This window comes from Actinophytocola sp. (genome assembly GCF_035634895.1).
Taxonomy (GTDB): domain Bacteria; phylum Actinomycetota; class Actinomycetes; order Mycobacteriales; family Pseudonocardiaceae; genus Actinophytocola.
Genome location: NZ_DASQCC010000110.1, coordinates 1 through 18209, shown reverse-complemented (window position 1 = coordinate 18209; position 18209 = coordinate 1). Strand labels below are relative to the sequence as shown.

Annotated in this window: 15 protein-coding genes; 1 reads left to right on the top strand and 14 read right to left on the bottom strand. The window is 71.2% G+C overall.

Annotated features, from left to right (window positions below; translation table 11 throughout):
• Positions 1-126 precede the first annotated feature (126 nt).
• The 6 genes from VET29_RS15715 to VET29_RS15690 all read right to left on the bottom strand — a co-directional run bounded on the left by VET29_RS15715 (position 127) and on the right by VET29_RS15690 (position 8049).
• Positions 127-885, bottom strand: coding sequence for a CPBP family intramembrane glutamic endopeptidase (locus VET29_RS15715; protein ID WP_324920660.1), 759 nt, complete (start codon positions 883-885; stop codon positions 127-129).
• Positions 886-946: 61 nt separating this feature from the next.
• A complete protein-coding gene (locus VET29_RS15710; protein WP_324920658.1) occupies positions 947-2011 on the bottom strand; it encodes an amidohydrolase family protein in 1065 nt (354 codons plus the stop codon).
• A gap of 3 nt (positions 2012-2014) precedes the next feature.
• A complete protein-coding gene (gene ffh, locus VET29_RS15705; protein WP_324920656.1) occupies positions 2015-3562 on the bottom strand; it encodes a signal recognition particle protein in 1548 nt (515 codons plus the stop codon).
• A 370-nt stretch (positions 3563-3932) separates the two neighbouring features.
• The gene (locus VET29_RS15700; protein WP_324920654.1) at positions 3933-6338 is read right to left on the bottom strand and encodes a [protein-PII] uridylyltransferase; all 2406 of its coding nucleotides are present in this window, start codon (positions 6336-6338) and stop codon (positions 3933-3935) included.
• Positions 6338-6676 carry a P-II family nitrogen regulator gene (locus VET29_RS15695; RefSeq protein WP_324920652.1) on the bottom strand — a complete coding sequence of 113 codons (339 nt, stop codon included), beginning with the start codon at positions 6674-6676 and terminating at the stop codon, positions 6338-6340. The genes VET29_RS15700 and VET29_RS15695 overlap by 1 nt, the downstream gene beginning before the upstream one ends.
• Positions 6673-8049, bottom strand: coding sequence for an ammonium transporter (locus VET29_RS15690; RefSeq protein ID WP_324920650.1), 1377 nt, complete (start codon positions 8047-8049; stop codon positions 6673-6675). Before VET29_RS15690 ends, VET29_RS15695 begins: the two co-directional genes overlap by 4 nt.
• A gap of 178 nt (positions 8050-8227) precedes the next feature.
• On the opposite strand from VET29_RS15690, the gene VET29_RS15685 reads away from it, so the two are divergent.
• Positions 8228-8860 carry a (2Fe-2S)-binding protein gene (locus tag VET29_RS15685; RefSeq protein WP_324920647.1) on the top strand — a complete coding sequence of 211 codons (633 nt, stop codon included), beginning with the start codon at positions 8228-8230 and terminating at the stop codon, positions 8858-8860.
• 5 nt (positions 8861-8865) lie between these two features.
• Here VET29_RS15685 and VET29_RS15680 read toward each other — a convergent pair whose 3' ends face one another.
• The 8 genes from VET29_RS15680 to VET29_RS15645 all read right to left on the bottom strand — a co-directional run.
• Entirely contained in the window at positions 8866-9783 is a 918-nt protein-coding gene (locus VET29_RS15680; RefSeq protein WP_324920645.1) for an alpha/beta hydrolase, read from the bottom strand.
• Positions 9784-9838: 55 nt separating this feature from the next.
• Complete coding sequence (locus VET29_RS15675) at positions 9839-10408, bottom strand: TetR/AcrR family transcriptional regulator (RefSeq protein WP_324920643.1); 570 nt, start codon at positions 10406-10408, stop codon at positions 9839-9841.
• A 32-nt stretch (positions 10409-10440) separates the two neighbouring features.
• Positions 10441-11928 carry a bifunctional phosphatase PAP2/diacylglycerol kinase family protein gene (locus VET29_RS15670; RefSeq protein ID WP_414636507.1) on the bottom strand — a complete coding sequence of 496 codons (1488 nt, stop codon included), beginning with the start codon at positions 11926-11928 and terminating at the stop codon, positions 10441-10443.
• Positions 11929-12318: 390 nt separating this feature from the next.
• On the bottom strand, positions 12319-13401 hold the full coding sequence (gene alc, locus VET29_RS15665; protein ID WP_324920639.1) for an allantoicase: 1083 nt from the start codon (positions 13399-13401) through the stop codon (positions 12319-12321).
• Positions 13401-14711, bottom strand: a complete 1311-nt coding sequence (gene allB / locus VET29_RS15660; RefSeq protein WP_324920637.1) for an allantoinase AllB — start codon at positions 14709-14711, stop codon at positions 13401-13403. The genes alc and allB overlap by 1 nt, the downstream gene beginning before the upstream one ends.
• Before the next feature lie 43 nt (positions 14712-14754).
• On the bottom strand, positions 14755-15984 hold the full coding sequence (locus VET29_RS15655) for a DUF6986 family protein (RefSeq protein WP_324920635.1): 1230 nt from the start codon (positions 15982-15984) through the stop codon (positions 14755-14757).
• 2 nt (positions 15985-15986) lie between these two features.
• Complete coding sequence (aceB, locus tag VET29_RS15650; RefSeq protein ID WP_324920633.1) at positions 15987-17555, bottom strand: malate synthase A; 1569 nt, start codon at positions 17553-17555, stop codon at positions 15987-15989.
• Between the two features lie 81 nt (positions 17556-17636).
• Positions 17637-18209 (bottom strand): nitroreductase family protein (locus VET29_RS15645; protein ID WP_324920631.1); only part of this gene is annotated, 573 nt, incomplete at its 5' end.

Below are 18209 nucleotides of genomic sequence, written 5' to 3'. Positions count from 1 at the left end.
ACGTTGTGAGCGCCGGCGGGCCACGTGGGGGTGCGGCTCGCTGGTGCCCCAAGTTCGATGGCGTCATGGCACGGTGAGAGGGTCCGGCCACGACGGACAGCTAGCCATTCTGCCAGATGGGGTTCGCTACGCGGGCATGGCCCCGACCGCGACCAGCAACGTGGCGAGCGCGGGTAGGAAGTTGTTGACCTGGTGCGCGACGATGCTGGCGCCGAGCCGGCCGCTGAACAGCCGCGCCAGCCCGATGGGAATGCCGATGACCAGCAACAACGTGGTACGCAGCGGTTCGAGGTGGCTGACCGCGAAGATGACCGTGGTGAGCCCGAACACAGCCCAGCGGCCCCACTTCAGGCGTTCGAGCGCGCCCCAGAGCAGTCCGCGGTAGATCAGCTCCTCGCAGACCGGGCCGATCAGCCAGACGAACACGAACAGGATGATCGCCGGCACGATCGGCATGCGCTGGTTGTCGACGAGTGCGCCGATCGCGGACTGGGCGTTCTGCTCGCCCACCACGCTGGTCCAGACGAACGCGGCGAACGTGGTGCAGATCAGCCCGATGACACCCCACTTGATGCCGGCCCGGACGTCCTCGCGGCGCATGGACCAGCGCAGGTCGATCCGCGGGCCGTTGCCGCGGATCTTGGTGATGAGCAGGGTCACGCAGGCGGCGACCACCGTGGGCACCATCGTGCCGATGACGATGGCCGTCGGGGAGGCGGTGACCTGCGGGGCCATGGCGCGGAACACGGCGCCGATCATCACGGCGGTGAGCACGAAGACGGCGAAGACCAGCAGGAACGCGCCGAAACCCCAGCGGTGGGTACGGACCGTGACAGGGTCGACAACGGCACTCGGCGCGTCCGTTATCTCCCGCTCCGCTGTCACCTACCTGAGCGTAGTCGGTGAAGGGCCGCAGAACTCGACTAGGCGAGGGGACAATTCACGGTCATTTGACGACCCGACCGCGGAGGAGGACCCGGGACGGCTGCCGGAGCGCGTTCAGGTCCACGCGGGGGTCCTCGTCGTAGGCGATGACGTCGGCCGCGGCGCCCTCCTCGATCCCCCGGTAGCCCAGCCAGGTGCGGGCCGCCCAGGAGGCGGAGCCGATGGCGTCCTCGGTGGTCATACCCATCTCGTGGAGCGCGATGATCTCGTCGACGATGCGGCCGTGTGCGATGCCGCCGCCGGCGTCCGTGCCGGCGTACACCGGGATGCCCGCCGCCAGGACGTCGGCGACGGTCTGCCGGATTCGGCCGTACAGGTCGAGCATGTGTCCCGCGTAGACCGGGTACTTCGTCGCGGCCTCCGCGAGGCCCGGGAACGTCTCGATGTTGATCAGCGTCGGGACCAGCGCGGTGCCGTGGGAGGCCATCAGCTCGATCGTGTCGGGCGTGAGCCCGGTGCCGTGCTCGATGCAGTCGATGCCGGCGGTGATGAGGCCAGGCAGCGCCTCCTCGCTGAACACGTGCGCGGTGACCCGGGCGCCGGCCTCGTGGGCGACCTTGACCGCCTCGGCCAGCACGTCGTCCGGCCACAGCGGCGCGAGGTCGCCCTTGTCGCGGTCGATCCAGTCGCCGACCAGCTTGACCCAGCCGTCGCCTGCGGCGGCCTGTTCCGCGACCACGGCGGGCAGCAGCTCCGGCGACCCCACCTCCTCGCTGACGTCGCGGATGTACCGCTTGGGTCGCGCGATGTGCCTGCCGGCGCGGATGATCCGTGGCAGCTCCAGCTTCTCCTGCAGCGGCCGGGTGTCCAGCGGGGCGCCACAGTCACGGATGAGCAGGGTGCCGGCGTCGCGGTCGGTGAGCGCGTGCTGCTCGGCCTCGTCGAGGTCCGCCGCCGCGAGTCCGATGTGGCAGTGCGCGTCGACCAGTCCCGGTAGGAGGAAACCGCCGTCCACCACGGTCTCCGCGTACGGCACCGGGGTCAGCCGGATGCGGCCGTTGACGATCCACAGGTCGCGGCTCTCACCCTCGGGGAGCACCACTCCCCGCATGTGCAGCGCCGGCATGCGCTACTTGTCCTTCTTGGGGAACTTGAGCTTGGACGGGTCGAAGCCCGGGGGCAGCCCCTGGTCGAGCCCGGACAAACCGGGCGGCAGCTCGTTGAGGCCCGGGGGCATCTGCGACAGGTCCGGCATGCCGCCGGGGAAACCGGGCAGGCCGCCACGCACCTTCGGCGGCGTCGGGCCGCGCCCCTTGCCCTTCTTCCCCTTCTTGCCCTTGCGTGCCTTGGTGGCGCTGCGGGAGCCCGGGAAGCCGAAGCGGCCCGCCATCTGCTGCATCATCTTGCGGGCCTCGTAGAACCGGTTGACAAGGTCGTTGACCTCGCGGATCTGCACACCCGAGCCGCGGGCGATGCGCTGCCGGCGGGACGCGTTGATGATCTTGGGGTTGTTGCGCTCGGCCGGGGTCATGCCGCGGATGATGGCCTGCAGGCGGTCGAGGTGCTTGTCGTCGACCTGGGCCAGCTGGTCCTTCATCTGGCCGGCGCCGGGGAGCATGCCGAGCAGGTTCGCGATCGGGCCCATCTTGCGGACCGCCAGCATCTGCTCGAGGAAGTCCTCCAGCGTCAGCTCGCCGGTGCCGATCTTCGCGGCGGCGACCTCGGCCTGGTCCTTGTCGAACGCCTGCTCGGCCTGCTCGATGAGGGTGAGGACGTCACCCATGCCGAGGATGCGGCTCGCCATCCGGTCGGGATGGAACGCGTCGAAGTCCTCGAGCTTCTCGCCGTTGGACGCGAAGAGGATGGGCTGGCCGGTGACCTCGCGGACCGACAGCGCGGCGCCGCCTCGGGCGTCGCCGTCGAGCTTGGTGAGCACCACGCCGGTGAAGCCGACACCGTCGCGGAAGGCCTCGGCCGTGGTGACCGCGTCCTGGCCGATCATGGCGTCGACCACGAACAGGACCTCGTCCGGCTGCGTCGCCTCGCGGATGTCGACCGCCTGGCGCATCATCTCCTCGTCGACGCCCAGCCGGCCGGCGGTGTCGATGAGGACGATGTCGTGCTGGGCGCGCTTGGCCTCGTCGATGGAGCGGCGGGCCACGTCGACCGGGTCGCCCACGCCGTTGCCGGGCTCCGGCGCGTACGTCGGCACACCGGCACGCTCGCCGACGACCTGCAGCTGGTTGACGGCGTTGGGGCGCTGGAGGTCACAGGCCACGAGCATCGGCGTGTGGCCCTGGCTGACGAGCCAGCGGGCCAGCTTGCCGGCGAGGGTCGTCTTACCGGAACCCTGCAGGCCGGCGAGCATGATCACCGACGGGGGGGTCTTGGCGAAGGCGAGGCGCCGGGTCTCGCCGCCGAGGATAGCGACGAGCTCCTCGTTGACGATCTTGACGACCTGCTGGGCGGGGTTCAGCGCACCGGAGACCTCCGCGCCCTTGGCGCGTTCCTTGATCCGTGCGATGAAGGTCCGGACCACCGGAAGCGCGACGTCCGCCTCCAGCAACGCGATCCTGATCTCGCGCGCGGTCGCGTCGATGTCGGCCTCGGACAGCCGGCCGCGGCCGCGGAGGTTCTGCAGGACCGAGGTGAGCCGGTCGGAAAGAGTGTCGAACACCCTGTCTACGGTAGCCGGTCAGCGCCTGTGGCCGCCGGGATGGGCTCGACCCCTCGACGAGCCCCATCCCGGCCTTTCCCTGTTGCGCCCTTCTCCCCTTGGGCACAGCCATAGCCTCTCGTCTTCGCGAACCCGCTGGCAGCGCGAAGACCCCTGGATAGGACTAGGGGTTACTACTCAGTAGCTCGCGAGTCCCGCGTTCAAACACAGCGAGTCCCGCGTTCGCACACAGCGAGTTGTGGTTTCGTGCAGGTCCTGACGCGCGGGCCGGATCTTGGTGTGCACGAAACCACAACTCGGTATGTCTGAACGCGGGACTCGGTATGTGTCAACGCGGGACTCGCGGTGTGTGGACGCGGGACTCGCGGGGCTAGACGGCGGACAGGACGGTTCGTTCTATTTCGCGGCGCCAGTCTTCGCTGGTTGTGTCGCCGTTGGCCGGGCTGGTCGAGGCGAGGCTGAAGGACGAGATGGCCGTGCCGCCGACCTGCATGGCGCGGGCCCAGAGGATGTTGGCGCCGCAGCGTTCCAGTGCCTCCGCGACGCTGTGGAGCAGGCCCAGGCGGTCGGGGGCGCGGAGTTCCAGGACCACGTCCTTGGACTCCGCGCCGCCGTCGGCCTCGCCCGCGAACCACAGGACGCGGGCCTCGGGCGGGTCGTCCAGCTCGGACGCGTAGTCGCGCTCCTTGGCGGCCAGCTTCTCGGCCAGCGGCAGCGAGCCCGATACGGCCCGGCTGAACTGCTCACGCAGCAGGCCTGCGTCCGGGAGCGAGCCGAAGCGTGGAGACACCGAGAAGACGTCCACCGCGACGCCGGCGTGCGCACGCAGCTCGGCCGCGTGGACCGACAGCGAGTGCAGCGCCAGCACGCCGGCCGCCCGCGACAGCAGGCCCGGCCGGTCCGGCGCCACCAGCGTGACCGTCGCGAACGCGTGCTCGGCCGACGGCGAGATGATGAGGTCCGGCCGCCCGGACGCCGCCACGGCGTCCGCGAGGGCACGCTGCTCGGCATCCAGCGGGGCCGGCTCCCCCTGCTTCTCCCCCGCCATCAGCCGGCGGCAGCGGGTCACCAGGTCGGCGACGAGCGAGGCCTTCCAGTCCGTCCACACGCCCGGCCCGGTGGCCAGCGAGTCCACCTCGGCGAGCGCCTGCAGCAGCTCCAGGAGCACCGGGTCGCCGTCGAGGGTGTCGACCACCCGCTGCACGGTCGCCTCGTCCTCGATGTTGCGGCGGGTGGCCGTGTGCGGGAGCAGGAGGTGGTGGCGGACCATCGCGGACAGCGTCGCCACGTCGGCCGGCGCCAGGCCCAGCCGCTCCCCGACCTGCCTGGCCAGCGCGGCGCCGACGACCGAGTGGTCCTGGTCGCGGCCCTTGCCGATGTCGTGCAGGACGGCGCCGATCAGCAGCAGGTCCGGGCGGGACACCCGGGTCACGAGCTTGGCCGCGTTCGCGGTGGCCTGCACGAGGTGCCGGTCGACCGTCCACACGTGCGCGGCGTCGCGGGGCGGCAGGTCCCGCACCGCGCCCCACTCGGGGAACAGCCGGGCCCACAACCCCGTGCGGTCCAACGACTCCACGACGTCGATGAGGCCGTCGCCCGCGCCGAGCAGCGCGACCAGCTCCTGGCGGACCTCGGCGGGCCACGGCGCGCGTGGCTCCGGCGCGGACTCCCCCAGCCTGGCCAGCGCGGCCGGCGCGATCGGCCGCCCGCTGCGCGCCGCGGCCGCGGCGACCCGCAACAGCAGCGCCGAGTCCCTGCTCGGGTCGACGTCGCGTGCCAGGGTGACCTCGTCGCCGTTCAGCACGACGCCTTCGGACAGCGGTCTGCGCTGCGGCTGGCGGCGCAGCACGCCGAGCATCTTGCGGTTCTGCCTGGCCGGCTGGATCGCGCGCAGCGCGACGTCCAGCGCGTACGCGACCGTCCGGCCCGCGCCGGACAGGGCGCGGGCGAGCACGAACCGGTCGGTCATGCCCAGGACGGCGGCGATCTCGTCGCCGTCCTGCGGCATCAGCACGTCCCTGGGCCGGCCGGCGGTGCGGCGCAGCTCGGTCCGCGTGTCCAGCAGCAGCCTGCGGGCCTGCGACACCTCGCTGGCGGGCCGGTCGACCAGCTGCGCGAGCGCCAGCGCGTCGAGGATCGCCAGGTCGCGGAGGCCGCCGCGGCCGTACTTGAGATCGGGTTCCACCCAGTGCGCGACCTCGCCGCTGCGGCGCCAGCGGGCACGCGCGGACTCGACGAGCTCGTCGACGCGGCGGCGCACGCTCGTGCGCCACGCGTCGACGGCGGCGGCGGCCAGCTGCGCGGCCAACGCCGTGTCGCCCGCGATGTGCCGTGCGTCGAGCAGGCCCATGGCCGTGCGCAGGTCGGTGGCGGCAACGTCGAGTGCCTCGGGCACCGTGCGCACGGAGTGGTCCAGGCCGACGCCGGAGTTCCACAGCGGGTACCACAGCTGCTCGGCGACCTTCTCGATGCGGCCGTCGCGCTTGCCCTCGTGGACGAGCACGAGGTCGAGATCGGAGAACGGCACGAGCTCTCTACGCCCCAGGCCGCCGACGGCGACCAGTGCGATCCCGCTCGCCTCGACGCCGATGCCCGCCTGTGCGGCGTGCACGGTCAGCCAGAACTCGTGCAGGTCGGTCAGGGCCTCGCGCAGGACGTCCGGACCGAGTCGGCCGGCCTGGTGCGGCGCGCCCCGGCCGAGCAGCCGGTCACGCGCCAACACCAGGTCGGCGGCAGTGGGGGCGGCCGAAGCCGCCCCCTCCCCCGTGTTCGTCATCAGAGCGCGTCGGTGCCGCGCTCCCCGGTGCGGACCCTCACCACGGTGTCCACCGGCGTGACCCAGACCTTCCCGTCACCGATCTTGCCGGTCCGCGCGGCCTCGACCACGGCCTCCACCACCTTGTCGCCCAGAGCGTCGTCGACCAGGACCTCGATCTTCACCTTCGGCACGAAGTCGACCGAGTACTCGGCACCCCGGTAGACCTCGGTGTGGCCCTTCTGCCGGCCGTAGCCCTGGACCTCGCTGACCGTCATGCCGAGCACGCCGACCTGCTCCAGTGCCGCCTTGACGTCATCGAGCGTGAACGGCTTGATGATCGCCGTCACCAGCTTCATGCCTTGCTCCTCTCGAGGGACTCGGTGGACTTCGCCGCGGTCGGCTTCAGGCTGTCCGACAGGCCGCCGCCGCCACCGATACCACCGAAGTCGTACGCGGTCTCCTTGTGCTCGGCCTCGTCGATGCCGGTCACCTCGGCCTCCTCACTCACGCGGAACCCGATGGTGAACTTGATCAGGAAACCGATGATCAGTGTCAGCACGAACGAGTACAGGAGCACCGCGCCGGCTGCCACCGCCTGACGACCCAACTGGGTGAACCCGCCGCCGTAGAAGACGCCGTCGGAGCCGACGGACGCGGTGTTGACGGAGACCTTGCTGAAGAAGCCGATCAGCAGCGTGCCGATCAGGCCGCCCACGAGGTGGACTCCGACCACGTCGAGCGAGTCGTCGAAGCCGAACCTGAACTTGAGGCTGACCGCGAGGGCACAGACCGCACCCGCGACGACGCCGATGACCAGCGCGCCCCAGGTGTCCACGTACCCGCAGGCCGGGGTGATCGCGACCAGACCGGCGACCGCGCCGGAGGCCGCGCCGAGGGTGGTCGGCTTGCCGTACTTGAGCTGCTCGGTGAGCAGCCAGCCGATGACGGCCGCGGCGGTCGCGATCGTGGTGTTGGTGAACGCGACGCCAGCGAGGTCACCGGCAGCGAGCGCGGAGCCGGCGTTGAAGCCGTACCAGCCGAACCACAGGAGGCTGGCGCCCAGCAGGACGAACGGCACGTTGTGCGGCCGGGGCGTCTCCCTCGGCCAGCCCTTGCGCTTGCCGAGGACGAAGGCGAGCGCGAGACCCGCGGCACCGGCGTTGATGTGCACCGCGGTGCCGCCGGCGAAGTCGAGTGCCTTGAGCTTGTTCGCGATCCAGCCGCCGGTGGAGTTCGGGCCGATGAAGCCGTCGAACGAGAACACCCAGTGCGCGACCGGGAAGTACACGACCGAGGCCCACAGGACCAGGAACACGACCCAGCTCCAGAACTTCGCACGATCGGCGATCGCACCGGAGATCAGGGCGGGCGTGATGATCGCGAACATCAGCTGGAACATCACGAACGCGAGCACCGGGAGCGCGTCACCACCCGGCCATGGCGCGTCGTCCGTGCCGAACCCGGCGAGCTTGCCGAACGAGTTGGTCAGCCCGGCCCAGTCGAGGTTGCCGAGCAGGCCGCCGCCGACGTCGTTGCCGAACGCCAGGCTGAAGCCGAAGAGCATCCACAGGATGGTGATCACCGCGAGCGCGATGAAGTTCAACATCAGCATGTTGAGCACACTCTTGGAACGGACCATGCCGCCGTAGAAGAATGCCAGGCCAGGTGTCATGAGCATGACCAACGCGGCGCTGGCCAGCACCCACGCGGTATCTCCTGAGTTAGCCAACAAGTCGTCCTCCCGAACCACAAGATTTGCACCGGGAGCATCGATAAGTCCTGTTTCGCGGGATGACGTCGCCGGTTTCTCCCACGTGAACTGTCGTCCGAATTTTGTTACATCGGTGTTTCGGTCGCGTAGCCGCTACTCTCGGCGTTCATAGCCGCACGCGAAACACACGGGAACGATGCTCACTCCGCAGGCTCCGCTCGGCGGGCTGGTGACAGTGCCCGCGACGGCCATCGCCGACGCGGGTTGGCTTGGCGCGCAACTCGTTCTGGCGGCGCGCCGGTTCCGCGTGGACGCGCGGACGGCGGGGGTGCTGTGGTGGTACTCGGGCAGCTCGGTGCTGCTCGGGCCGCCGGCTTCGTCCTTCGTGGAAGGGGGCCGGGTGGCGACGCCGTCCCTGGGGTCGATGACGTTGTCGGTGCATCCGGACGGGCGGGTGCTCGACGCGCGGTCGGCGGACTCCGTGCCGCGCGGGGAAGCGTCCGCGCTGGTGGGCGAGCTGGTCGCGACGTGTGCCGGGGCGGTCGCCGCGGCTTCCGGGGCGCCGGTCCGGTCGCTCTGGGCGATCGCGTCGGACTCGCTGGCGAACCGCGTGCTCTGGGCGGGTGGCGGCCAGGGCGAGGCGGCGGCACTGGCCGCGGACGGGCGGTTCCCGCGACCGCGGTTCGTCGAGGTCGCCGGGCAGCGGGTGGTGCGGCGATCGTCGTGCTGCCTGGTGTACGAGTCGCCGGGCGAGCAGAAGTGCGTGAGCTGCCCGCGACAGCGGCCGGACGATCGGTTACGACGGTTGAAGGCGGCACTCGGCGGTTAGCCCGCTCACCCTCGCGCCAGGTGTTCGGCCAGGTGACTCAGCACCGCGTCCGGCACCTCCTCGACCAGGTAGTGGCCGGTGCCGTCGAGGCGCGTCACGTTCGCGTCCGCCGCCTTGGTGGGCAGGAGCCGGCGTAGGTAGTCGTACTGGGCCGGGTTGGCCAGCGCGAGGAGGGGTGGTCTCACCGGCGCGTACGTGCGGTCGTCGGCGATGTCCTGGTTGAAGGCCTGGTACCAGCCGTTGCCGGCTCGGATGGCGGCCGGGGTGTCGTAGGCGGCCGCGTAGATGTCCCGGTCCCGTTCGGTTACCGCGTCCTGGTCGAGCAGTATCAGGTCGCAGAGGTGGTCGACCAGGTCCCGGGCCTTGCCCGCGAGGAGCCGCTCCGGCAGGCCGCGGACCTGGTTGAACGCGAACCACCACAGGTGGAAGGTCTCGCCGGGTCGCGGGACCAGTGGCAGCTGGTACAGGCTCTCCTCGGGATGGGCGACGTCGAGCAGGGTGACCGTGCGGACCAGGTCCGGGTGGTTGGCGGCGAGGCTGAACGCGACCATCGCGCCGATGTCCGAGCCGACGACGTGCGCCCGGTCATGGCCGAGTTTCCCGAGGAGCGCCGCGATGTCGGCCGCCATGGTCCTCTTGTCGTAGCCGCCTGCCGGCTTGGCGGAGCCGCCCATGCCGCGGAGGTCCACGGCGATCACCCGGTGGGTGGCGGCGAGGCTGGGGATGATCTTGTGGAACTCCCACCAGGTGCGGGGCCAACCCGGGAGCAGCACCACCGGGTCGCCGCTGCCGGCGGTGACGAAGTGCAGCCGGACGCCGTTGACGGTCGCGTACCCACTCGTCGACCGCGGCACGGCGGGCAGACCGGTCGCGGCCAGCACGCCACCCGCGGCGGCGCTCTTCAACACGGTTCGACGTCGCATGAGCAGCTCCTTTATTTGAACGTTCGTTCCAGATTTGGGGCAGCGGAAAACCCGCTCAGTCCAGCAGCGTCAGCGCCTGGTCGACGGCGTCGCGCATGCGCCGTTCGTTGGGAACCTTGGCCAGGACCCGCAGGCCCTGCAGGAACGTCACGAGGAACCTCGCAATCGCGCGCGGGTCCTTGTCCTCGGCCAACTCACTCTGGTTGCGCGCCCGCGTGAGCGCGCTCGCGAAGGCGGTCTCCAGGCCGTCCCAGCTGACCTCGACGAGGCGGGCGAGCGGCCGGTCCCGCGGGCACTCGACCGCCGTGTTCGTGACCAGGCAACCACGGCCGTCGGTCAGCGCGTCGGCGAGGAAGGCGCGGACGAACTCGCGCACCACCGGCAGCGCCGGGCCGGACCGGGACAGCCGGTCGAGCGCGCGGACGTCGGACTGCTCCGCGTACCGGTCCAGCGCACGCAGGTACAGCTCGTGCTTGCTACCGAAGGTGGCGTAGATGCTGCCCCGGCCGATGCCGAGGCCGTCCACCAGGTCCTGCATCGACGTGGCCTCGTAACCCTTGCGCCAGAACAGGTCCATGGCAGCCCGCAGCGCGCTGTCCGGATCGAACTCCTTGGTCCTGGCCACGCCAGGACCCTAGCTTTTACCGGAACGTACGGTCAAGAACCGTAGACCCGCAGGGCGCCCTGCCGCGCGCGGAACCGGAACCAGTGGCCCAGCGGTCCCACCTCTCCGTCGAGTGCGATGCGGCGGTGGCCGTCGAGCAGCACGACGTCGACCGCGGGGGACTCCAGGTGCCGGTACACGTGACTTGCGTGCAGTGTGCCGGTGAGGGTCGCGAGGAGGAAGCGTGCGCGGGAGTACGGGACGTCGGCCCGCAGGTACCGGATGTCGAGCACGCCGGAGGCGAGCGTCGGGCGGCGCGCGGGGCCGAAGCCCTTCGGCTCGTAGGCGCCGTTGCCGACGAAGAGCATCCAGACCTTGTGGCGGCGGCCGTTGAGCACGATGTCGAGCGGCTTGGCGCGGCGGAGCGCGCGAGTGCTCGCGAGCAGGGCGGCCGCCCACTTTGGCCAGCGCGTCTGCAACTTCTCGCGAAACCGCACGGTCTCCGGGTAGCCGCCGAGGCTCGCGGTGTTGACGAAGACGGCGTGCTCGGTCTCGCCGCTGCGGTCGGTGATCCTGACGTCGCCGAGGTCGCAGACGATGACGCTGCCCGTGCGGGTCGCGGCCTGGGCCTCGTCGAGGTTGTCGACGCCGAGGTCGCGGGCGAAGTGGTTGAGGGTGCCGCCGGGGACCACGACCAACGGCAGGCCGCGGTCGACGGCGATGCCGGCCACCGTGGCGACCGTGCCGTCGCCGCCCACCGCGCCGACCGCCTTGACGTCGTCGTCGATGCGCTTGGTGACCTCGGCGACGATGTCGGTCTCGGGGTCGAGCTCGATGATGTCGGCGCGGGGCCAGGCCTTCTCGATCTCGGCCAGGACGTTCGCGGCCGAGCCTGCGCCGGAGTTGACGACGATCACGAGGCCTTCGCCGTCACCGAGTTCGTGGTCGATGGCCCGTTGCTGCTCGCCGTCGGGCAGGTCGTTCGGGTGGGGCCACCAGTGGCGGGTGGCGTAGGCGGCGCCGACCCCGATGGCCGCGCCGGCCACGACGTCGGTGGGCCAGTGGACGCCCGTGTGGACGCGGCTGTAACCGACGGCGGCGGCGAGCGGCGCGAGGAGCGCGCCCGCGCGACCGTTCTCCATGGCGACGGCGGTGACGAAGGCGGCCGCCGAGGCGGAATGCCCGGAGGGGAAGGAGGACGAGTTGGGGCGCCGGACGAGTCGGCGCGGGACGGGAAGCAGCTCGGCGGCCGGCCGGCGACGCGGAAAGAGGCGCTTGCCGACGAAGCTGGCGGCGAAGCTGGCGAACCCGATGGCCACGACACCGCGGAGTCCGGCGCGCCGGGTCGAACCCTTGCGGGCGGCGAGACCGGCGGCGATGACGAACCAGATCTTGCTGCGGTCGGCGGCGCGACCGAGATGCCGGAAACCGGCATCCGCCGGCGATGGTTTCAACTTGCCGCTGAGTCGAACGAGTTCGGCATCCAACCGGCTGACCGGCCAACGCCGGAACGAGCTCCGCACGATCCCCCTGATACCCATCCCGCCTGTGCTCAAACCCGTTCCCTTCCGCGCTGTTCGCCGTTCCACGCTGTCCCCCTTCGAGTGATCCTCGTACGAACGGTCCATCGGCGCAGGTTCTGGCGTGTTTCCGTCGGTGCTGCCCGGTAGACTGGCACGGCGGGATGCCCCCGGGATCGGGTGGGGGCTGCCTACTCTCCATTTCGGGGCTAGCTTCGGAAAATTTTGTTTTCGCAGGTCACGGTCGTTCGTGGCCAGGCCCGGGGATCGACGGTTGTCGGGGCTCGGCTCTTCATCGGTCACGGCCTGGTCGACGGTTGTCGTGGGCTCGGTTCTCCGCCGGTCACGGCCGTGGTTCGACGGTCCTTTGTGAACGCGCTGAGCGGAAGTCGTCGGCAGTTCGGTCGGTGCCTACAGCGGCGGTACCTCCGTGGCCGGGCGTGCCGCCACCAACGCCGACGCCTCCGACGGAGGTAGGCCGGACAGGACCGCGACAGCCTGGGCATCAGGCAGGCGGTTGAACCAGCGCAGGACCACATCGCGGCGGCCCGTCGAGGTCAGCGTGCCGTGCAGGCGCAGGCGGGCCATGCCGCCGTCCGGGTAGACGTCCATGCGCACGTGCGTGACCGGTAGGTCGCCGGGGACCGGGAAGCGGTGGCGGGTGTCCGGTTGCAGTCGGGTCCTCGGCAGCAGCTCCACCCACTCGTCGCCGGTCAGACCACTCAGTGACGCCCAGCCCGGCGCGTTTCCCTTGAAGTGGCTCGTGTCCAGCTCCGCCAGGCGCACCACGCCCTCACCGGCCAGCCGTACCGACACCCAGTCGTTGCCGTCGTCGCGCCGCCGGGCCGTCTCCCAGCCCTCCCCCATCACCGCGGCGAAGCCGGGGGAGATCAGGTTCGCCGGCGACGAGTAGAACATGTTGCTGCAGCCGTCGATCGTGGCGCCGTTCTCCAGCGCGGCCAGGTCCAGCGAGTCCAGGTCCACGAGACGTGGGTCGGCCACCGGGGTGCCGTGCACCCGCAGCCTGGCCACCCCGCCGTCCGGGTCGATGGTCAGCCGGACATGGGTGTACCGCTGGGGATCCGCCACCTCGAACGGGTTCTTCGTGTTGCCCAGCAGCGGCGACCTCGGCACCACGGTCCGCCAGTCCGCCTCGGAAAGCTCCGCCGGCGACGGGTAACCCTCCACCGCCGCCGCCTCGACCCAGCAGAACGGCGGGTAGTTGCCGGTGAAGTACGCCGTGTCCACGACGACCCCGCGCACGACGCCGGGCAGTCCGAGCCTGATGACCGCCGCGTCCACACCCGGCTCGCGGCGGCGCCGTGTCTCCCAGCCGTCGTAGATCTGGCCCTTGTGGCCGAACGTCGCGGGCTGGAACACCGGCTCTGTCGCCCGGACCAGGTTCTCCTTCTCCGCGAACAGCTCGTCGTTCGCCCACAGCACGCTGCCGCCGACGCGGCGCGACGCCAGATCGGGCAACCCGGTGAACTCCATCACCGCACCAGCAGCTTTCCGTGCGGGGCCTCGCCGGTCACCTCGCGACCGCGAAGCCACGTCCGCCGCACCACCCCGGTCAGCCTGCGGCCGTGGTACGCGGAGACGGCGTTGCGGTGGAACAGTTTCGCGGCGTCCACGGTGAACTCCTCGGCCGGCGCGAACACGGCGAAGTCCGCGTCCCGGCCCGGTTCGATCGCGCCCTTGCCGGTCAGGCCGACCACGTCCGCCGGGGCCGCGGACATCCAGCGCACCACGTCGGTCAGCGGCACACCGCGCTTCCGCGCGGCCGTCCACATCGCCGGCAGCCCCAGCTGCAGGCCGGCGATGCCGCCCCAGGCCTGCCCGAAGTCGCCGGTGTCGAAGCGTTTCAGATCGGGGGTGCACGGCGAGTGGTCGCTCACGACGCAGTCGATCAGCCCCGCACGCAGCCCCTCCCACAGCAGCGCCTGGTTCGCGGCCTCGCGGATCGGTGGGCAGCACTTGAACTGCGTCGCCCCGTCCGGCACCTCCTCCGCGGCCAGCGTCAGGTAGTGCGGGCACGTCTCGACCGTGATCGCCACGCCGTCGCGGCGGGCGGCCGCGATCATCGGCAGCGCGTCCGCGGACGACAGGTGCACCACGTGCAGGCGGGCGTCGTGCCGCCGGGCCAGCTCGATCACCGTCGCGATCGCGCGGTCCTCGGCGTCCTTCGGCCGGGACGCCAGGAAGTCCCCGTACGCGCGGCCGTGCGGGTCCGGGGCGTCCTCGATCAGGCCGGGGTCCTCGGCGTGCACGATCATCAGCGCGTCGAGGTCGCGGAGCGTCGCCAGCGCCGTCGCCAGCTCGGCCGGCGACAGGTGGCCGAACTCGGCGACACCCGAGTCCAGCAGGAAGCACTTGAAGCCGAACACGCCCGCCGCGTGCAGTGCCGCCAGCTCGGTCCGGTTGCCCGGCACCGCACCGCCCCAGAAGCCCACGTCCACGTAGGTGCGGCCGAAGGCCGTGGCGCGCTTGATGTCGAGCGCCGGCACGTCGATGGTCGGCGGCACGCTGTTCAGCGGCATGTCCACGATCATGGTCACGCCGCCTGCCGCCGCGGCGCGGGTGGCGGTCGCGAAGCCCTCCCACTCGCTGCGGCCCGGGTCGTTGACGTGCACGTGCGTGTCCACCAGCCCGGGCAGCAGCACCTCGTCGTCGGCGAGGTCGACGAACACCGGCCCGTCCAGCTCCGGCTCGACCGCGACGATCACGCCGTCGCTGACCCCCACCGCGCCGGCGCGTTCGCCCTCCGGCGTGATGATCCGGGCGGCACGGATGATGAGATCCATCAGGACGCCCCCTCGCCCGCTCCGTGCCGTCGGAACGCCACGCTCACAGTGCCTCCCTGCGGACCAGCGCGTCCAGCTCCGCCGTGGACAGGCCGCACAGGCGGGTCACGTCGGCGGCGCTCAGCGCGCCGCAGTCCACCGCGCGCCGCATGGACATGGCAAGCGCTTGCGCCGTCGCGGGTTCGTCGAGGACGCCGGCGTCGGCCTTCGCCACGTACGCACGCAGGCGTTGGGCGTCTGTCTCGGCGTTGCCCAGGTAGAACGCGTAGTTGGCGGCGTAGCGGGTGACGAGCTGCGCCGGATGCAGGTCCCAGCCCTGGTAGAAGCCGTGCTTGAGCGAGCGCAGCGTCAGCCGGAAGTGCTCGCGCCACGCCTCGTGCACGGTGTCGCGGTCCCCGATCGGCAGGATGTTCGTCGAGCCGTCGGACAGCCGGACCCCGGTACCGGCCGCGCTGACCTGCATGACGTGCCGGGCGAAGTCGCACGCCGCGTGCGCGAGGTGCTGCTCGCCCGCGGCGAGCCCGCACGCGGCCGTGTAGTCGTAGGTGCCGAAGTGCAACGCGCTGACCCGGCCCTGACCCGCCTCGATGAACCGCGGGATCGCGAACCGGCCCGTCGAGTCCACGACGGACTGCGTGGTCTCGATCTGGATCTCGAACCGCAGCCGTCCCGGAGGCAGGCCGAGCCGGTCCTCCAGCAGCCCGAGCAGCTCGCACAGCACCGTGACCTGCTCGACGTCGGTGACCTTCGGGAACGTCAGCGTCAGCCCGTCGGGCACGACCGTGAGGTGGGTCAGGAACAGGTCGAGCGTGCGGATCCCCCGCTCGAAGTGCTCGAACGACTTGAACCGGATGCCCACCCACGGCACGTCGAGGGCGCCGGCCAGCCCGGCGCAGTGCACGGCGTCCTCGTCCTCGACGGTGTCCGGCTGGAACCCGTAGCCGTCCTCGAAGTCGATCCGCAGGTCCTCCACCGGTTCCGTGGCGAGCTTCGCGACCAGCTTCTCGTGCACCGGCTCCGCCAACGCCGGCGGCAGGCCGAGGACCTCCGCGAACGCGAGCGGGCCGGGCCCGTGCTCCTCCAGCGTGGCGAGCGCGGCGGCGCCCCACTGGACCGGCAGGTCGTCGGTGACCACGTCGGCCGGCACGTAACAGGTGTGCACCGGCTGGCGACCACCCGAGTCGCCCGGGTACCGGGCCGCGCGGTGCGCGTCCACTTCGGACAGCCGGCCGGCGATCCCGGTGAGTGCCGCCGCGTCCAGGGAGGTCCGCAACCTCAGATCCGCTCGTAGGCAGGCAGCGTCAGGAAGTCCGGGTACTCGTCGGCCAGGGCGACCTGCTCGAACAGCTCGCACGCGGTGTCGAGGTGCGGCAGGTCGGCCAGCTCGGCACGCACGTCGGCGAGGTTCTCGCGCACGAGGTCTGCGGTGACGGTCGCGCCGGTGTCGAGCTTGACCTCGTTGCGCACCCACTGCCACACCTGCGAGCGGGAGATCTCGGCGGTCGCCGCGTCCTCCATGAGGTTGTGGATGGCGGCCGCGCCGTTGCCGCCCAGCCAGGACGCGAGGTAGCGGACGCCGACGTCGACGGCCGCACGCAGGCCGGCGGCGGTGGCCTGGCCGGGCGTCGCCTTCACGTTGAGCAGGTCGTCGGCCGTGACGTGCACGTCCTCGCGGAGCTTGCCGAGCTGGTTGGGGTTCTCGCCCAGGACGGCGCCGAACTCCTCGGCGCAGATGCCCACGAGGTCCGGGTGCGCGACCCAGGAGCCGTCGAACCCGTCGGTGGCCTCGCGCCGCTTGTCGTCGTGGACCTTGGCGAGCGCCTTCTCGGTCACCTCGGGGTCGCGGCGGTTGGGGATGAACGCGGCCATGCCGCCCATCGCGAACGCGCCGCGCCGGTGGCAGGTGCGGACGAGCAGCTCGGTGTAGGCACGCATGAACGGCGCGGTCATGGTGACGTCGTTGCGGTCGGGCAGCACGAAGTCGGCGCCGGCGTCGCGGAAGTACTTGATGATGCTGAACAGGTAGTCCCAGCGGCCCGCGTTGAGGCCGGAGGCGTGGTCACGCAGCTCGTAGAGGATCTCGTCCATCTCGAACGCGGCCGGGATGGTCTCGATGAGCACCGTCGCGCGGATGGTGCCGTGGGGGATCCCCAGGGTCTCCTCGGCGTGGGTGAACACGTCGTTCCAGAGGCGGGCCTCGAGGTGGCTCTCCATCTTCGGCAGGTAGAAGTACGGGCCGCTGCCCTTGTCGAGCAGGGCCCGCGCGTTGTGGAAGAAGTACAGGCCGAAGTCGACGAGCGCGCCGACGGCCGACCGGCCGTTCACCTGGAGGTGCCGCTCGTCGAGGTGCCAGCCGCGGGGGCGCATGACGATCACGGCGTGCCGGACGTCCTCCTTGAGCGCGTACTCCTTGCCCTCCGGCGAGGTGAACGCGATGGTGCCGCGGACGGCGTCGACGAGGTTGACCTGGCCGCCGACGACGTTCTCCCAGTGCGGGGTGTTGGCGTCCTCCAGGTCGGCGAGCCAGATCCTGGCGCCGGAGTTGAGCGCGTTGATCGCCATCTTGCGCTCGGTGGGCCCGGTGATCTCGACCCGGCGGTCCCGCAGGTCCGGCGGCGCCTCCGCGACCCGCCAGTCGGACTCCCGGACCTCGCGGGTCTCCGGCAGGAAGTCCAGCCTGCCGGTGCGGGAGGCCTCCTCCCGCCGTCCCGCGCGGGCCGCCAGGAGCTCGTCACGCCGGCCCGCGAACCGCTCGTGCAGACTGGCGAGGAACTCCAGCGCCTCCGGGGTGAGTATCTCCGCGCTTCGCTCGACGGCACCGCCGAGCACCTGGATGTCGACCATGTCTACACCCTAGGAGCACTGCCGGCCGCAACGCACGGTCTCGTCCGCCACGCTGGGCATCGAGCCGGGCGGCCGGACCGGTCACCACCTGCCGTGATGCACGATCTCGTCCAGCGCCAGGCGCTTTCGGGTGCGTGGCGAACCGGACTGCTCCGGCTCGTCGGAGTAGCCGATGGCGACCGCGCCGATGGGTTCGTACTCGGCCGGGACGCCGTACAGCTCGCGGAACGGCTCGACGTCCTCCGGCCGGAGACCGAAGTACAGCGCGCCGAGGCCCAGGTCGACCACCGTCTGCAGGATGAGCAGCGTCGCCATGCCGGTGTCGATGTACCAGAACGGCACGGGCCACCTGGTCTCGTCACGGTCGGTCCAGCCCTTGTCCGGCAGGGCGTAGCGGTCCAGGTAGACGTGCTTGGCGGCGAACGGGACGATGACCATCGGCGCGGTCGACACGCCGTTCTCCTTGGGCTGCAACGCCCAGAACCTGTCCAAGTCCTCGCCCTCCAGCACCAGGAACGCCTGTCCCTGCGAGAAGCCTGCGGACGGGCCACGCGTCGCGTTGTGCAGGATCCGGTCCCTGACCTCGGCGGGCACCGGCCGGTCCGCGTGGAACCGTCGCACCATGCGGCGTGAGCGGACGACGTCCTGGAACTC